This window comes from Iodobacter fluviatilis, assembly GCF_900451195.1.
Lineage (GTDB): Bacteria > Pseudomonadota > Gammaproteobacteria > Burkholderiales > Chitinibacteraceae > Iodobacter > Iodobacter fluviatilis.
Genome location: NZ_UGHR01000001.1, coordinates 977997 through 992938, shown reverse-complemented (window position 1 = coordinate 992938; position 14942 = coordinate 977997). Strand labels below are relative to the sequence as shown.

General features: G+C 46.5%; 10 protein-coding genes, 1 tRNA gene and 1 pseudogene. 7 read left to right on the top strand and 5 right to left on the bottom strand.

Annotated features, from left to right (window positions below; all coding sequences use genetic code 11):
* Positions 1-10: 10 nt before the first annotated feature.
* The 5 genes from DYD62_RS04405 to DYD62_RS04385 all read left to right on the top strand — a co-directional run bounded on the left by DYD62_RS04405 (position 11) and on the right by DYD62_RS04385 (position 6925).
* Positions 11-1006, top strand: coding sequence for a DUF4123 domain-containing protein (locus tag DYD62_RS04405; RefSeq protein WP_115226237.1), 996 nt, complete (start codon positions 11-13; stop codon positions 1004-1006).
* A complete protein-coding gene (locus DYD62_RS04400; RefSeq protein ID WP_115226236.1) occupies positions 1003-3888 on the top strand; it encodes a T6SS effector BTH_I2691 family protein in 2886 nt (961 codons plus the stop codon). The genes DYD62_RS04405 and DYD62_RS04400 overlap by 4 nt, the downstream gene beginning before the upstream one ends.
* 236 nt (positions 3889-4124) lie before the next feature.
* Positions 4125-5009, top strand: a complete 885-nt coding sequence (locus tag DYD62_RS04395) for a DUF6708 domain-containing protein (protein WP_132038722.1) — start codon at positions 4125-4127, stop codon at positions 5007-5009.
* A 172-nt stretch (positions 5010-5181) separates the two neighbouring features.
* On the top strand, positions 5182-6315 hold the full coding sequence (locus DYD62_RS04390; RefSeq protein ID WP_132038723.1) for a DUF6708 domain-containing protein: 1134 nt from the start codon (positions 5182-5184) through the stop codon (positions 6313-6315).
* A 274-nt stretch (positions 6316-6589) separates the two neighbouring features.
* Positions 6590-6925, top strand: a complete 336-nt coding sequence (locus DYD62_RS04385; protein WP_132038724.1) for a hypothetical protein — start codon at positions 6590-6592, stop codon at positions 6923-6925.
* Between the two features lie 394 nt (positions 6926-7319).
* On the opposite strand, the gene DYD62_RS04375 is transcribed toward DYD62_RS04385, so the two are convergent.
* The 4 genes and pseudogenes from DYD62_RS04375 to DYD62_RS04360 all read right to left on the bottom strand — a co-directional run bounded on the left by DYD62_RS04375 (position 7320) and on the right by DYD62_RS04360 (position 11877).
* The gene (locus DYD62_RS04375) at positions 7320-10529 is read right to left on the bottom strand and encodes an Eco57I restriction-modification methylase domain-containing protein (RefSeq protein ID WP_207916743.1); all 3210 of its coding nucleotides are present in this window, start codon (positions 10527-10529) and stop codon (positions 7320-7322) included.
* Positions 10526-10687, bottom strand: coding sequence for a DUF6471 domain-containing protein (locus DYD62_RS23910; RefSeq protein ID WP_373280365.1), 162 nt, complete (start codon positions 10685-10687; stop codon positions 10526-10528). The genes DYD62_RS04375 and DYD62_RS23910 overlap by 4 nt, the downstream gene beginning before the upstream one ends.
* A 77-nt stretch (positions 10688-10764) precedes the next feature.
* Positions 10765-10992: pseudogene (locus tag DYD62_RS04370) on the bottom strand (transposase); the annotation flags it as partial.
* A gap of 808 nt (positions 10993-11800) precedes the next feature.
* Positions 11801-11877 (bottom strand) — tRNA-Arg (locus DYD62_RS04360).
* 146 nt (positions 11878-12023) lie between these two features.
* Between DYD62_RS04360 and DYD62_RS04355 the strand changes: the two genes are divergently transcribed.
* Together DYD62_RS04355 and DYD62_RS04350 are read left to right on the top strand one after the other, a co-directional pair.
* On the top strand, positions 12024-12773 hold the full coding sequence (locus DYD62_RS04355; protein ID WP_115226232.1) for a c-type cytochrome: 750 nt from the start codon (positions 12024-12026) through the stop codon (positions 12771-12773).
* 229 nt (positions 12774-13002) lie between these two features.
* Positions 13003-13323 (top strand): DMT family transporter, encoded by a 321-nt coding sequence (locus DYD62_RS04350; protein WP_115226231.1) that lies wholly within the window; start codon positions 13003-13005, stop codon positions 13321-13323.
* A gap of 51 nt (positions 13324-13374) precedes the next feature.
* Here DYD62_RS04350 and DYD62_RS04345 read toward each other — a convergent pair whose 3' ends face one another.
* Complete coding sequence (locus DYD62_RS04345) at positions 13375-14823, bottom strand: aminoacyl-histidine dipeptidase (RefSeq protein WP_172476477.1); 1449 nt, start codon at positions 14821-14823, stop codon at positions 13375-13377.
* Positions 14824-14942: the final 119 nt, after the last annotated feature.

Sequence of the window (14942 nt, the reverse complement as noted above, 5' to 3'; positions counted from 1 at the left end):
GCCAAAATCAATGCAAAACACAGCACTCTTTGACCCATGGCCTCCACTGGCTATAGAACCGACACATATTACACAGCTGGCAGCACAAATTGGATCGTCAAAACAAGACGTCGCGCTTTATCTGCTGATTGATCCCATGCTGGGCGAGCCACGCCCCTTGGATGGTGGGCCAGATGCTGCGCCACCAGAAAACACACCTACTCTGCAAGACTCCCGAACAGCAGCTTGGGATGGCCGGTGCATCACCATGCTGACTTTTAGCGAGCCGCCTTTGCCTTATGCCCAATTGCCCTATTTAGTGCAATTGCAGGGCAAAGAAGACCCTTTATTTGCAGAGTCTATTCAGATTGCCTTAGAAAATAATCTGGTACTGCTAGAGAGAGGCTTTGGCGGGCTGCCTGTATGCGCCTGGCTGCAAAGCCATGCGAGTAGTGAAGAGCTGGCAGCATGGCTGGCCAGAATGATGCAGCAAAGAATAAAGGGGCACGCAGGTAAGCGCTATTTAAGAGCCGCTGACCCCAGAACATTGCCCTTACTTTTAGCGCTGCTGGGTGAAGAGCGCATCAGTCTGTGGCTTGGGCCTGTTTCTAACTGGTATTTTTTATCTATCGACGGCAGAGTCACCCATCTACAAAGCGCCGGGGGCAGCCAGGCAACGCTGACATTAAAGCCCCATGAAGCAGAAGCCATCCTCGATGCTGAGGCAATTAACCGTACTTTAGCGCAATGGTATGCCACACGATCAGCCCCCTATGCCGAGATGTATTTAAATGCACGGCTATGGGTAAAAACGGCAAGGGAATCGGGCTGGCCGCAAATCGATGATCAAGTGGCCTTTGCCCTCTATGCGGATCGATATCCGCAGTTTTGGCAGCACCCGTCCATGGCTGCCATTTTTAAAAACGCCAAAGAAACTCAAACGCCTTTGAATGCCGCCTTGGCTGAAATCACAGAAAGCCAATGGGATCAGATCATGCTGCACTTACCACCTAAAGAAAACCAATGACAGATACATGTAGAGCATGTGAAAAAAGTGGCCTGCCTATTCTATTGGTGCGCCCCTCCGTGATTGCGAATAAAGCAGATTTACAGCCCCCCGGCAGTGCAAAGCTGCTTTCGCACGCCATTGCGCAAAAAGCGGCTCAGCTTGCTACGCCTAAGCAATCGCGCTATGTACTGCGAACCCTGCGCCGGGGCTATTTATATGTGTTTTATGAAACCCCGCCAGCAGGTAAAAAAGATGGCTGGGATATTTACCGGATTACGCCAGAAGGGGCGCTTTACTCTGCCTCACATCCCTCCTTTTATTTGGCAGAGCCTTTTTCTTGTGATAAACCCGGCCATTTGCATAAAGTGCGTTTGCTGACGATTCCCCAAGCGCATAAAACGGGGAAGATATGGCTGGCTTATAGCGCCAACTTATGGAATGACAAGCTAAAAAAAACCAATCAAGCCAATCCAAAAGTCATGCAATGCCTTGATGTTAAAGCCTACTTAGATAGCGGAAAAGCACCAGATAATGCATTTGTTGCCAAAGCAGAAAGCCCGGGTAAATTTGTTGCTGAATATGCGCTGCGCTATATCAGCCCGGGCAAAGACGCGGATCCCTACTTCCCCTTTAAAGCCGAAGCAGGCGCGCTGGACCAACTGAATGGGCATATGCAGCAATTGGGCAATATGCACCCCAAGACCAAAGATAAAGGCCTTGTGTTTGCTCTGCCAGACCCGGTGGCGGTTTCTGCCGAGCTAAACCACTTGCGCATGCGTGCGCTGGTGAAGAAGAGTGAAGTTGCAGTCACTTACAGCCGGGGTGTCTTATGCTCAGGCTTTCTTCTTGGGGTAAAAAATTGCATCGGTGAGGATCATTATAAGAAGACTGGAACCACCTTGTTCGATGGGGCACAAAGACGTATCGGCCCAATGAATAAAGCGCTATATGACAAAAATAAGCTTAACCCCTCTTTTCGACCCAGCCTAAAAGACACCATATGGAAGCCAACTCATGCGGGGCAACCTGTTACACCCGCGAGTATGGGAGAGGTTTATCAATTGGAAGATGATGAACTTCGTAAGTCGAAGGCTAATGAGCGCACCCAAACAGACTGGGCAAAACTAAGTACTTTTTTTGATGAGCCAAAACGTGCACAGTTTATGCTCGAGTACGATACAAAAATGGCTGAGATGGATCAGATCATCACCTTATACGATGATGATTACGCCGCCGCATCTCAAAAAAATGTGACCGATTGTTTTGCCCTGCATTTTGATGAGAACGATCCGAACGATCCGAAGCAAACCCACCATAGTGCGGGGACTTGTTATAGCGAAGAGGCATTTCATGTTTACGGCGGGGGCAGCATGGGCCCTAGCAGCGCCGAGCTGGCGTATCAACAGGCGCTTAAAAAAATTACCGAGCAGGATGCGGTGATGCTGCGTGCGCAGTTTTCTAATCAAAAATCACTGTTTGAATATGTGGCCGAAGATAATCAGGCCAAAAGTTACAACCTGCTCAAAGACTTAATTATGCCGCAGCTTAGCGCTAAGTTTAGCTGGATGAATGAGGCGGTCTTTGGCTTTCATCAGGGTATTTCTACGGCACTGATTGGCGGGGCGGTGGGCTATGCCAGTCAGCACAATAGCTTTAAAACCGTAGAGCGCAAGCTGCTTAGCATGGCTTTGCTTGGCCAGAATCTGGAGCATATTCTGGCTAGTGTGCGAGATAAAACCAAGATCAAGCCTCGGCCCGTATTAGCAAGTGTGTTCTTGCCTTTTGACGAGGCGATTGCATTACTTGCTAGTAAGCGTTATACGCCAAGTAAAAAACTGATGAATAGCATGCGCAAGCAAAGCCTGATCGAGCTGCATGTACTTACCGATACCGATAAGCTGAAGCAAGCCTCACAAAGCGCCGCAGCCCTAAAAGACGCTGAAAAAGTAACCTTGAATATCTCTAAGCTTAATTTAAGCGCGGAAGGCTTAGCGGGGATACAAAAGGTATCGGCAGAGGATTTTGGCAAAATGTTTGCTCAGCAAAGCCACGTGGCAGAGACGGCCAAAGAAGCCTTATATAATTTAAAAGAAAACAGCTGGCGTGGTAGTAAAGCGGTCTTTATCAAGGCAGAAGGCCGCATCGCCATCGGCTTTTTATCCCTACAAATGCTGGGCTTAAATGGCAGCCTTCAATCTTTAGCGGCGGCCAGCCCCGAAGATCAAAAAGCCTTGCGCGATGCCTGGTTTGGTATTGCTAGCAATGGCTTAGGTACGGTTGGGGCCACCGGGGAATTGGCGGGCATTGCTGCGGCACAATTTGCGAAGCATGGTGCTCTTACTATGGTGCTGAAAACCGTAGGTGGTGTAGCAGGCTGGGGGGCTTTGTTGGTGGATGCTGCGCAGGCTTTTACTTTTGCCGGGGAGCGGTTTAAGCGCAATGATATGAACTCATCATTTGCGTGGGGAAGTACAAGTGCTTTATATGGCCTAGGTGGGTTCTCAGGCATGGCTGCTACAGGTGAGATAGTGATTATCTGGCTGCGAACAGGGAAGCTTGTTTCTGCCGCAGCGGCGACCACCGAAGGGGGGATTGCTATTTTGGGCCTGAGCTTAACTGGCTGGGCCTTGGTTTTAATGGGGCTGGGTGTACTTTTATATTCTGGCTCTGCAATGCTAACACCCACCGCGCTTCAGGATTGGGCCGAAGATTGCTATTTTGGTAAAGCAAATAGGTTTAATTCATCGGCAGAAGAAGAAAAAGCTTTGTTTAAGGCTTTAAAAAAGAGCAGCCAAACTGAATCTGAACCTCAAATTAAATATGAAGAAAAAAAACCTTCGGCCGCAAATAAATCTTCGCCCGTAAATAAATCTGCACCCGCCTCGATTAAATATCCGTGAGCTTATTAAAAATGACATTAAATACGGCAACCACCACTGCTTATCGTGTACTGCAAGGAGAATACCCGCAAGCAATGATCGATGCATCCAGCTTAGGCACTGTCACGTATCTGAATAAGAAAACAACCACGCGGCAAAGTGGCAGTACGCTGAGTGAAGTTAAAACGATCTACCCAGCTGCCATCGAGCTGGGCAGTACCACACATTATCAGCGTGGTCTTGTAACTGTGTTTGCAATGCTCATCATTTTTGGGTTTTTCCCCCTGATGATGTATAGCGCCTATTTTTTTACATGGTTTTTTAATGGTGCAGGGGTAGTTCTTTTTCTGATGGCTTTGGTTATGTTTGCATTTAGCCTTTTTGGCGTTTGTGTTACTTTCCATGGCGGCGTATATTTTCTAAGAGCCGATATGTTTTCACTTAAAAACGACAGCTTGTTTTTTGATAGGAAAAAGAAAAAAATTTATCGTGTTTTTAGAAACATACCTGGCCTTATCGATTACGTTAGAAATAGCTTAAAAAAACGTAATCCATTTTATGCTTGGCCTACCGTTATTGTTGAATACGATTGGGATTCATTAATATTTGTTTATGTTTCAAAAGTTGTGATGTTGGGGCAATTACCATCGACGGTTCACACCCTAGGTGTAGGGATTAAAGATCCTGATTTTGCACAAAAACAAGCGGCAAAAAGTGACCATGATAAAGCCTGGGATCAAATGCTAAAGCACGAGGCAATACCAGACTTTGTTGACTTCTTTACCATTGGTAATCCACTGGTTATGAGTGAATATTCCGTGCAGGCATTATGGGCCTATCTGCATGCCTATATGGAAGACAATGGCCCAGCCTTGCCTGCTGGCGAGTCTTTAGCCGAGGCTGCCCCTAATAGTTGGTGGCAATCTATGGGGTGTATTGGCCCATATGGTCCAAATATAAAAAAGTGGAATCAAGACCATCCTATTTTTGTGGTGATGTCCTTTTTGTTTTTCCCTATCTTTGGGCCCTTGTATTTACTCTGGGGCACCTTTAATTGGCTTTCGCATAAAACCGCATTCGAAGCCCCATTTCCCCCTGAAATCCGTGCAGAGTGGGGAGAGCCAGTATTACCCAAGAAATAAGCCTTAGCACTGCTATCGCCTTGTGCGATAGCAGCAAATAAAGCAGGAATCGCTGTAATTAGATTAACAATTCAATTTCATCTAAAAAAATAAAATCTCATGACCCCAACGGCCACAACCACTGCTTATCAAAAGATCAACATTTCAATTGCATCTAAATAATTAAAAGCCCATGACCAAAACTGATTTTAATGCTCCATATCGCCTATTAAAAGGAGATAAGCTACCTATAAAACTTCATCCATCCTGTATAGGGATTGCAACATATCTTAGTAAAGAAACGACTCCGCGTTACAAAGGCAGTAGCTTGAATGAAGTTAAAACAATTTACTCGTCCGCCATCGAGTTAAGCGATATTCACCAGTGCGAACGCGGCATGCCATCAATGTTTGCATTGTTCGTATTTTGTATGTGTTTTCCATTTTCATTATTTACCTTTTATTTTGGTTTCTTTCAAATTCAAGTTGTTGATTTTCTTTCTTTTTTATCCAATATAATACTTCTTTCTTTTTGCCTTTCCTTCTTTATTATTACTTCTCTTCTTGAGATCCTCATGCTTAGGTTTGATTTTTTTACTTTAAAAAGTGGGTCATTAATTTTAGATAGGAAGAATAAAAAAGTTTACCGGATAGTTCGCGATTACCCAGAAATGCTCGATTACTTTAAAAATAGTTTTAAAAAATGCAACCCATTTTACACTTGGCCAACCTTAGTTATTGAATACAACTGGGATGCTTTAGTGTTTGTTTTTGCCTCGAAAACTGTTGTACTCAGGGGTGGGCCTTTGACTACCAATACATTAGCCATTGGAATTGAAGACCCTGATTTTGCACAAAAACAAGCAGAAAAAAGCGACCATAATAAAGCATGGGATCGAATGTTAAAGCACGAAGATAAGCCGGATTTTGTTGATTTTTTTGTGATTGGCAATCCACTGGAAATGGATGAATATTCTGCTCATGCATTTTGGACATACCTGCGTGCCTATATGGAGGAAAATGGCCCGGCTTTGCCAGCTGGCGAGTCTTTAGCAGAGGCCCCCCCTTCGACATGGTGGCAGTCGATGGGGGTGGTTAGTCCATTGGGTGCACGGGCAAATGAGTGGGCAAGAGATAGACCTATTTTGTTTATCTTATTTTTATTGACGTTCCCTGTCTCTGTGCCTCTCTCTATCCTCTGGGGCTCCTTTAACTGGCTTTCGCATAAAACCGCTTTCGAAGCCCCATTTCCCCCGGAAATCCGAGCAGGGTGGGGAAAAGCATTGTCACCCCAAGAAAAGACTTGGCGCCCTTATCGCCAGAGGTGATGGCTGTAGGGGGGTGGAAATCATTGCGAGTACTAAATAATGGCTAACGTATTTTTTTGTGTCTTTAAATTAAAGTAGATGGATTAAACAATCTCAGCATACTCAATTAACCCACTTTTAATTAGTATGATATTAACCTGCCAATCGCATATTAGGGATTAATAAAAATAGCGCATGCATGAGCATAGCCAAAAATTGGAACAAGCTATCATATAAAGATGAGCTCACTTTTTTTTAAAATCGCCACATTAACTAAAAAAAATAATTTAAATTTATGCCAAACAATCAAAAACCTATCAGAATAACCCCTGATGACACGATGGATGTATTTACTAATTCAGAAGGAGTTTTGGTTTTTTCTTCTAAAGATTCAATCAGCATGGATTTAACCAGCGTTAAATCTGTTGGCATTGAAAATATTTTTGATATTGATAAGCACGAAATCACGCAGCTATATGACTCGGTATCTCATTACATCAAATTCCATGAAAAAGGCGAGGTGCAGTTTTCTTACAATCTAAGTGGCAAGCTGCTAGAGCTTGCCACAACAGATGTGCAAATTATTATCAGGCACAGTGAAAACATTGTTTTTAGAAAAATGCCGAATTAAAAAACTAAAATTATCATGTTTTATTACCAGCCAAAAAATAAATTTCTAAATATCAAACTCCGCCCAGCAAGAAAGTAAATATGACTAAAGAAAAGCCCCATCCAAGCAAGGATGAGGCTTTTTTATGTTGGGTGATTAAGCCAGATTTAATGCGGGCAAAGCCTTAACGATTTTCATTGTTTTTAGTGATACCGTCACCACGCGCAAGAATAGCTCCAGCGGGTAGCGGGGGTTATTCATGTTCAAAATGGCTGACAGATTTAGCTCAGTAGGGCTGCGATCCGGTTATTGAAAGCCTGCTGAATCTCATACTTCCATGCTGGCGCTTCATGTGCGGGCTGCAAGCAGCCGCACAAGGATTTTTGCAGCAACGGTGAACCGCAGTTAACCGCCCTTATTTAATTGTTGACGATATCCATGTCGTCAGGACGGCTTCACCGTCTTTCTCCACCTGAGCAACTACCTGTGCACGTTTCATAGCGTTGTGCTCACCGTGAGCTTTCTCCACTAATTTTGATAGTGCTACGTGCGAGGTATTCGTTGCGTCGTACTCGGGAAGATTCATGTGCTTGAATACGTCCCCCATCTGAATGGATACTGTATGGCTTTCTACCCATTCACGCACCATGGGTGTGTTCAATAGACCGCATAAAAAATGCGCCGGTTTCTTGTCATCGAATCCAACAAAATACACTTTGTGGTCTGGAATATATGGGCGCACGCCTACTACCGGCACTGTGGAGCTTCCTGCCACTGCGGCGTAGAAGCGGGTGGACATTTCCGGCCATACCACCTTCCACGGCTGAAAGGTGTAGTCACCAACGTTGTACACGTCGTAAAAAGGAGCGCCATTCATTTGACGCCTATACGTGGAACGTGCTTCCAATAATGTCTTGTATGCGGTAAACCACGCCTTGGTTTTTTTCAGAGGAGCGCCATTCATGGCAATTTCGCTGGCAGTGTAATCAGCCTTGTCGATGCCAATATTGGGGACGAATGTGTACAGGACTTTATCAACGGCACTAGGATTATTCAGGCGTAGATAGCAGGATTCAAAATCGCCAGCCCCCTTTACCAAAGGGTAAAGCAACGTCGGCTCTACCCACGCCGTCTTGACTGCGCCCAATGCCTTCTTACCTGCATCTGGGCGGCTACAAATCTGAACCAATGTGCCATTGTCTTGAATGACAGGCACAAAATATACCCCGTTCAAGTCTGTCGTGATGCCCTTACGTCCCGCTACCCAAGTGCATGTACCTGAAAAAGCCTTCAATGTATTGAATCGGCCCTTAGTCAGCACTGCCCACGGAGAACCGTTCCCATCAACTGGCGCGGCCTCTTTGGCCGTGATAGAAACGCGTTTCATCACAGCAGATAAAGATGAACTAGCGGGAATGGCTTTGGTGAAACCTGGGACGCTGTCCCATAGCCGGTATGGAACAGGATAAGTGCCCGGTTTCTTGGTTTTGTCGAAGACCGCCACGGCGGTATGGTTGGCAGCGTCAGTGAATGGCTTTAGTGCCTTCATATCATCAACGCCGATTGGCGCAAGATGCAGGCTCTTAATATTGGACGGTTCCAACTTGAAGTGCCTAAACCCAGCCGAAGAGGGGTTCTTGAAAATGGTGCCGGTGATAACGAAAGCAAGCCGACCATTCGGTTTCAGCCACTTATCTGAGGTGGTGTAGGTAATCATGGCGGAGATGTCTAACTCATTGCCCCCATGGCGCTTATTTTTCGAAAATATCCCGTAACGCTCGCATGTTGGTTTAACCCGTTCACGATAAGCATTGGGCAATTTTGACCATCGAACCCATGGCGGATTACCAACGATGCAATCAAAGTGACCTGCCGTGGCGGACCAAAAGAAATTTCGCACAATGCGGAACCAGATGCCGTTCCACTGCAAACGGTGCAGGTCCAGAATTTGGTCGTAGGTATGTTTCAAAGGGGCGCGCCAGTCGTCTGCTTCCGTAGCGCTCAACAGACCAGCAAAACACAACTTTGCTTCTGATTTTACGTAATCTAGGTCGCTTTCCACATCTTCGCCCATTTGCGCAAACACTTGATCCAAGCGCACTCGATCAAAGGCCAATGCGGCAGGTAATGCGATATCAAGCCCTGCCACCTGGCTACCGATTTGATATTTCACCACGTCATGACCTTCTTCCGGATTCGGCGCGGGAGAATAGATAGCGTCGGCAAGAAGCACCGGAATTTCCAGCGTTTGACCTGGAGCTGCTTTTAATAAATCAGCAATCTCCATAACGAAGTTAACCCGTGCGGTTTGTACCGCTAATGGATTTAAATCGAATCCCCATACTGACGTGCATAAGTGCTGCACAATGCGTCCCGCGTCCCATCCGGCCTTAATTGCTTCCTCACGGACACGGCGAAGAACGGCCACCAAGAATGCTCCTGAACCGCATGTAGGGTCTAAGACGCGTTTGCCTAACCATGCCCCTTGCTGGGCTTTGTTCACTGTAAAGTCCACCAGCCAGTCGGGCGTATAGAATTCCCCAAGGCTTTGGCGAAGTTTTCCAGGAACCAATCCTTGATACAAATCACGTAATACATCTCGCGTGTGTGTCATGTAGTCCGTGCGGTACATCGACAACGACGCCAATACGCCGCGTAGGGCAGGAAGAAGTGTTGGGGCATGTGTGGCGTTGCGAGCAACGTCCAAGTACCAACTAAAAATAGCTTCCTCAACAAAACCTTGTATACCGGCTTGAACAAAAATACCGGCATGTTCGATTTCTTTATCCAAGGCATCCAGCAAGGCTGTATCGCTCAACAAAGCAGCCATTGCTTGCGCAGGTTGTAACGTTGTAGTCAAGCCGTGGGCTGAGATAATTTCCGCAGCCAAGAGCTTAATAAGCAGCGAATTGTAGGAGTGGATGACGAACAACCGCCCCGCCATAGCTTGATTCGTGTGCCCATTCCAAACGAAGCCCATCTCCCCACTGATAGTGGCCGCTTGCAAAACAGACATATCGGCAACTTGACCGTAAAGGGTGCGCCATTCTTCGAACAGCATTTTTATTTTGGAATTACCAATTGCCGCCAATTCGGCGGCAAGCGCGTCGGCCATGGCTTGCATTAAAGCTTGAGCATTGACTGAACTATGGCCGAAGTCGGCAAGAAGGTTATCTACAGTGATGGCGCGGCGCGTGTCAGCCTTGATTGCCTCAATCACCAACGCCACGGCGTATTCCGAGAAAGGTACTAAGTGTTGTGAATAGATGACTGCGGCGCGTACCTGGGCGAAACAAACATGATCGCCATCAATAGCGATACCAATGTAGTCCTCGGTAGGGATGCCAGACTTGGCTGCTTCGCGCTGAATATAGGGTAGCAAACGTTTGTCGGTTGCCTCCTTAAATTTAGCGCTAGTCTTGGAACCCTTGAAAAAGCTTGGAGCCTTGAACTCAATGATTACATTGTTGTAGCTACTATCCTTTTTCGCTCTCTCAGCGTCAAAGTGGATGCCCATAGCTGCCTCCAATCCAGCCACCCAAGCCAGTCGCACTTCTTCTTCGTTTTGCCATGGCCGCTTGCGTTTAGCAGCTATATGGTCAAAAGCGATCTTTGTCATACTCATAGTCGAACTTCCTTGATACCGAGTGCCTTCATGCACTGCAGAAAAAACAAAAAACTAAATGTCACACGATTAATCTTGGCAGCGATGCCGGTATAGCTTTCTTGAACGCCAATTGAGCTAAGACGGCGGATTATACGCCCGTTAAAGCGCTTCACCATGCCGTGGGTTTGTGGGTGACGAAGTGGGATTAAAAGATGATCAATTTTCAGGCGCGTGCATTCGCTATCAAACACAACTTACGAATGCTGCTTTCAATTTCTTCCATACAGCGCTGTAGTTTAGCGCTGGTGAAGTTACGGTCTCGATTGTTGACCGCTTTGAATTTACTACCATCGATTGCGACGATGGCTTCGGTGAATAAACCAAGCTGCTGGCAAAGTAATACGAACTGGTGACAGACTTTGATGATGGCTTTGCCATTGTCTTTTTGGAAGTTGGCGATGGTCTTGAAGTCGGGAGTTAATTCGATGAGTTTGGGTGGATTAATGGAGTAAGATTTTGCAGTGAAAGTTCCGCTTAAAAGTTCCGCCAAAGTACCGGGTATTTTTCAGGCAAAACAGACGCACAAGCAAGAAATGGGATTAAACGGGCTTGTTTATCAGAAGTAACAAAATACTATTTGTGTATAAAAACAAACAAATAACCACCCTGCCCTTTATTTTTTATTTTCAATCAAAACAATGAATTAAAATAAAAAAGTGGTTCACAGCACGTTATTTAAGATACGCAAAATGTGCTGTTTACTATGTGTAAGCACAGCCATTGCTTCAAAGAAAGGTGTCTGCCCGTTAGCCGACTAATCACAGTTTTAAAGTAAATACAGGGCCGTGAAGAGCTGTATTTTTCAGGCCTTTACGCGTGCGTGCGCGAGGCTGGGTACTTCGGCATGCATAAGTAGATTGGAGTAAGCATTTTTCAGCGCCCAAGGACTACTAATTTGCTTTCCATTCAACTCAGCAAATTCAAGCTGCCCCATACACGCTAGGATGAGAACACAGACGTTTTCGGGTAAGTTTAAAACACCCATGATCTCAGACAAAAACAGACAGGGTTGAGCTGAAGAAAGAGGCCCGCTGGCAGATCGCTCAAAAAATACCAGCAACTGACGTATAAGTACTACGATTTTTTTGTATTTAAAGCGGCTATCAATCGGGGAAAAGAAAAAGTGAGCTTGCTACAGCAAAAAAACAGACTGTAACCATAACTGTAACCATAAACTGCTTTTTTGCAGTGAATGCAAGCAGTGATAACAGCTAAGTACTTGATTTGGTTGGTGCGCCCAGTAGGAATCGAACCTACGACCTTCAGCTTCGGAAACTGACACTCTATCCAACTGAGCTATGAGCGCACGACAGGAAGGACCGCATAATAACGTGTTTATGCGCCCCAGTCTACGTGCAGGCTTTGTTCCTTGCTGCAAAATGTCGGTATAATCACCCTCAATCGTATATGGTTTTATTTCCAACTCATGAACTTACATAAAAAGGGATGACAATGAGCGGTAGCAGCGTGAAAGCGTCAAAGGGCATTGCTGGCATGATTCTGGCGGCAGTGATTGGGGTGCCGCTATTTGTTTATCTGCTTATCAAGCTGTTTACGTCAGGCAGTGGTGTTGATATCACTCGCTCGACCATGACGACTGAGGCAGTTTCAGCGCGCTTGCAGCCAGTGGGCAGCATCAAGATTGTAGATGGTGGGCCTCCTGGATCAAAAAGCGGTAAAGCAGTTTACGAAGCAGTCTGTGTTTCCTGTCATGGCACTGGCCTTGCCGGTGCACCTAAGTTTGCTGATGCAGGTGCTTGGGGTGCCCGTATTTCCAAAGGCTTTGAAACACTCTGGACTCATGCGATCAAAGGCTTTAACGCCATGCCGGTTAAAGGTGGCGCAGCCGATTTAACAGATGATGAAGTCAAACGTGCCGTGGCCTATATGGCAAATGCCGGTGGTGCTAAGTTTGAAGAGCCTAAAGTGGAAGGCGCAGCAGCGGATGGCGCAGTTGACCCGGCAACTAAAGGTAAAGAAATTTACGATTCAGTATGTATGGCTTGCCATGCAGCAGGCCTAGCAGGCGCGCCTAAGTTTGGCGATAAAGCAGCATGGGCTCCGCGTTTAAAAGATGGTGTTGATAGTGCAATTGCGATTGCAACAAAGGGCCTAAACGCGATGCCACCGAAAGGCGGTTATAGCGGCTCTGACGCAGAATTTACTGCAGCCGCACAGTATCTAATTAATAGCAGCAAGTAAGCTTGCTGTTTAGTATTTAAAAAGCGGGCATTGATTGCCCGCTTTTTTTGGGCTTACGAGTAATAATTTCCCTTGTTGCTTGCCCTTGCTTCACCGAAAATAGCGGCTTATCTATGCCATTGGTTTAATTCGGCAATCGCTCGTTTAAATCTGTATGGCCTGCACCGTATTTCTTCCGGGTTTCCGATACGGTGTGATCTGTCAGCCCGTGGTGTGCAAGGCACTTGTTATGTTTAGTTATTGGTTGGTATTAGGTGTTGCTGTATTTACTGAGATTATCTGGGCTTTATCGCTTAAATATGTTCAATTAAACCCCAATCCATGGGTGATTGCAGGTTCAGTTACCCTGTCGTTTTTAAATATGGCGTTGCTGTCTTATGCAATGAAAGAGATACCGGCAGGCACCGCTTATGCAATCTGGACAGGCTTGGGTGCGGTTGGGGTAACTATAGGCGGGATTATGTTGTTTGGTGATCCGCTGGGCTCTACCCGAATTTTCTTTTTATGTTTGATTGTCAGCGGCGTAGTTGGCCTAAAAATGGCAAGTTAATCATAAAAAAAGGCCAGCTTAAATAAGCTGGCCTTTTTGCATGGTGTTTACTCAGGCTTTTGGTACAGCAGCCAAGGTATCAACCAGCAATTCCCAGAAAGAGGCCACGGAGGCAATTTCAACGCGCTCATCAGGGGAATGTGCACCGCGGATGGTAGGGCCAAAAGAGACCATATCCATCTTTGGATAAGCAGCGCCCAATAAGCCGCACTCAAGGCCGGCATGAATAACCTGTACTTTTGGCTTTTGACCGTAGCGCTGCTGGTAGACGTTTTCGATAAGTGCTAAAGCTGTCGATTTCAGATCAGGCGTCCAGCCTGGATATTCGCCTTCTTCCTCAACCAAACATCCTCCCAAGCGGCCCACCGCAGTAATCGCATCGGCCAGCTCGCGCATACGGATATTTTTGAGCGATCTCACCATCAGCACGGCCTCAAAACGGCCATTATCAACACTGACCACGCCCAGATTATTTGAGGTTTCCACCACGCCGGGCAAAGATTTGCTCCAGCAGCGTACGCCATGCGGCAGAGCCAGCAGCATATCCAGCGCCAAACGGGCATGAGCGGCCACCGGCACTAAATCGGCCACGGATGGTTTCAAGGCAATAGATAAATGAGGATCGGTGCCCGCTAATTCATCGCGGAATAAAGCCTGATGACTATCTACAATTTCGGCAAGGCGCGGAGCATCGCAAGCCGCTACCGAAATTTTGGCAAAGGCTTCACGCGCCAAGGCATTGCGTAAAGTGCCGCCATTAAATGAAACTAATTTAGCCTCAATATCACGGCAGGCTGCATTAATCACGCGTGCCAGCAAGCGAATTGCATTACCGCGCTCAAGGTGAATGTCTACCCCTGAATGCCCGCCCACGAGGCCGGTTAAAGAAATTTCAAATACATCAAAGCCAGCGGCAAGTGGCTCGGTACTGAGTTTGCGCGACAGGCTGATATCCACCCCACCCGCACAGCCAACGTAAACCTCACCCCATTCTTCGGTATCCAGATTCAATAACAGCTGGCCTTGCAGGATGCCGGGTTCCAGTGCGCGCGCACCGGTCATACCGCTTTCTTCATCAATCGTCAGTAAAACTTCCAGCGGGCCATGAGGTAAATTGCTTTCCAGCAGGGCCAGTGCTGCAGCAACACCTATTCCATTATCTGCGCCTAGGGTTGTCCCTTCGGCATGCACCCAGCCCGCCTCAATACGAGTCTGGATAGGATCTTTCATAAAATCATGGCTATGACTGGCATTTTTTTGCGCAACCATATCCAGATGCCCTTGCAAGACCACGCCTTGTCTGTCTTCCATCCCCACAGAGGCAGGTTTGCGAATGATTAAGTTTCCGCCCTTATCCTGCTGTGCATGCAAACCACGCGCTGTAGCCCAGGCCAGAATATGATCACGCAAAGCCGATTCATGCCGGGATGGCCTTGGGAAGCGGCAAATCGTATCAAAATGACGCCACAATAGGTTTGGAGCAAGATCAGTAATTACCATGATTAATCTCAGTCAATGACAGATACAGCAATTTGCCAGGCTGGCAAACGAGGTTATAAAAAATTTCTAAGCAAATTACGGCGGCTTCGGATAATCAGTATGCAAGGAAGCCCGTTAAT

Coding starts and splice junctions, on each gene's coding strand:
- DYD62_RS04405 (WP_115226237.1), top strand. CDS start 11: ATGCAAAACACAGCACTCTTTGACCCATGGCCTCCACTGGCTATAGAA.
- DYD62_RS04400 (WP_115226236.1), top strand. CDS start 1,003: ATGACAGATACATGTAGAGCATGTGAAAAAAGTGGCCTGCCTATTCTA.
- DYD62_RS04395 (WP_132038722.1), top strand. CDS start 4,125: ATGCTCATCATTTTTGGGTTTTTCCCCCTGATGATGTATAGCGCCTAT.
- DYD62_RS04390 (WP_132038723.1), top strand. CDS start 5,182: ATGACCAAAACTGATTTTAATGCTCCATATCGCCTATTAAAAGGAGAT.
- DYD62_RS04385 (WP_132038724.1), top strand. CDS start 6,590: ATGCCAAACAATCAAAAACCTATCAGAATAACCCCTGATGACACGATG.
- DYD62_RS04375 (WP_207916743.1), bottom strand. CDS start 10,529: ATGAGTATGACAAAGATCGCTTTTGACCATATAGCTGCTAAACGCAAG.
- DYD62_RS23910 (WP_373280365.1), bottom strand. CDS start 10,687: ATGGTGAAGCGCTTTAACGGGCGTATAATCCGCCGTCTTAGCTCAATT.
- DYD62_RS04355 (WP_115226232.1), top strand. CDS start 12,024: ATGAGCGGTAGCAGCGTGAAAGCGTCAAAGGGCATTGCTGGCATGATT.
- DYD62_RS04350 (WP_115226231.1), top strand. CDS start 13,003: ATGTTTAGTTATTGGTTGGTATTAGGTGTTGCTGTATTTACTGAGATT.
- DYD62_RS04345 (WP_172476477.1), bottom strand. CDS start 14,823: ATGGTAATTACTGATCTTGCTCCAAACCTATTGTGGCGTCATTTTGAT.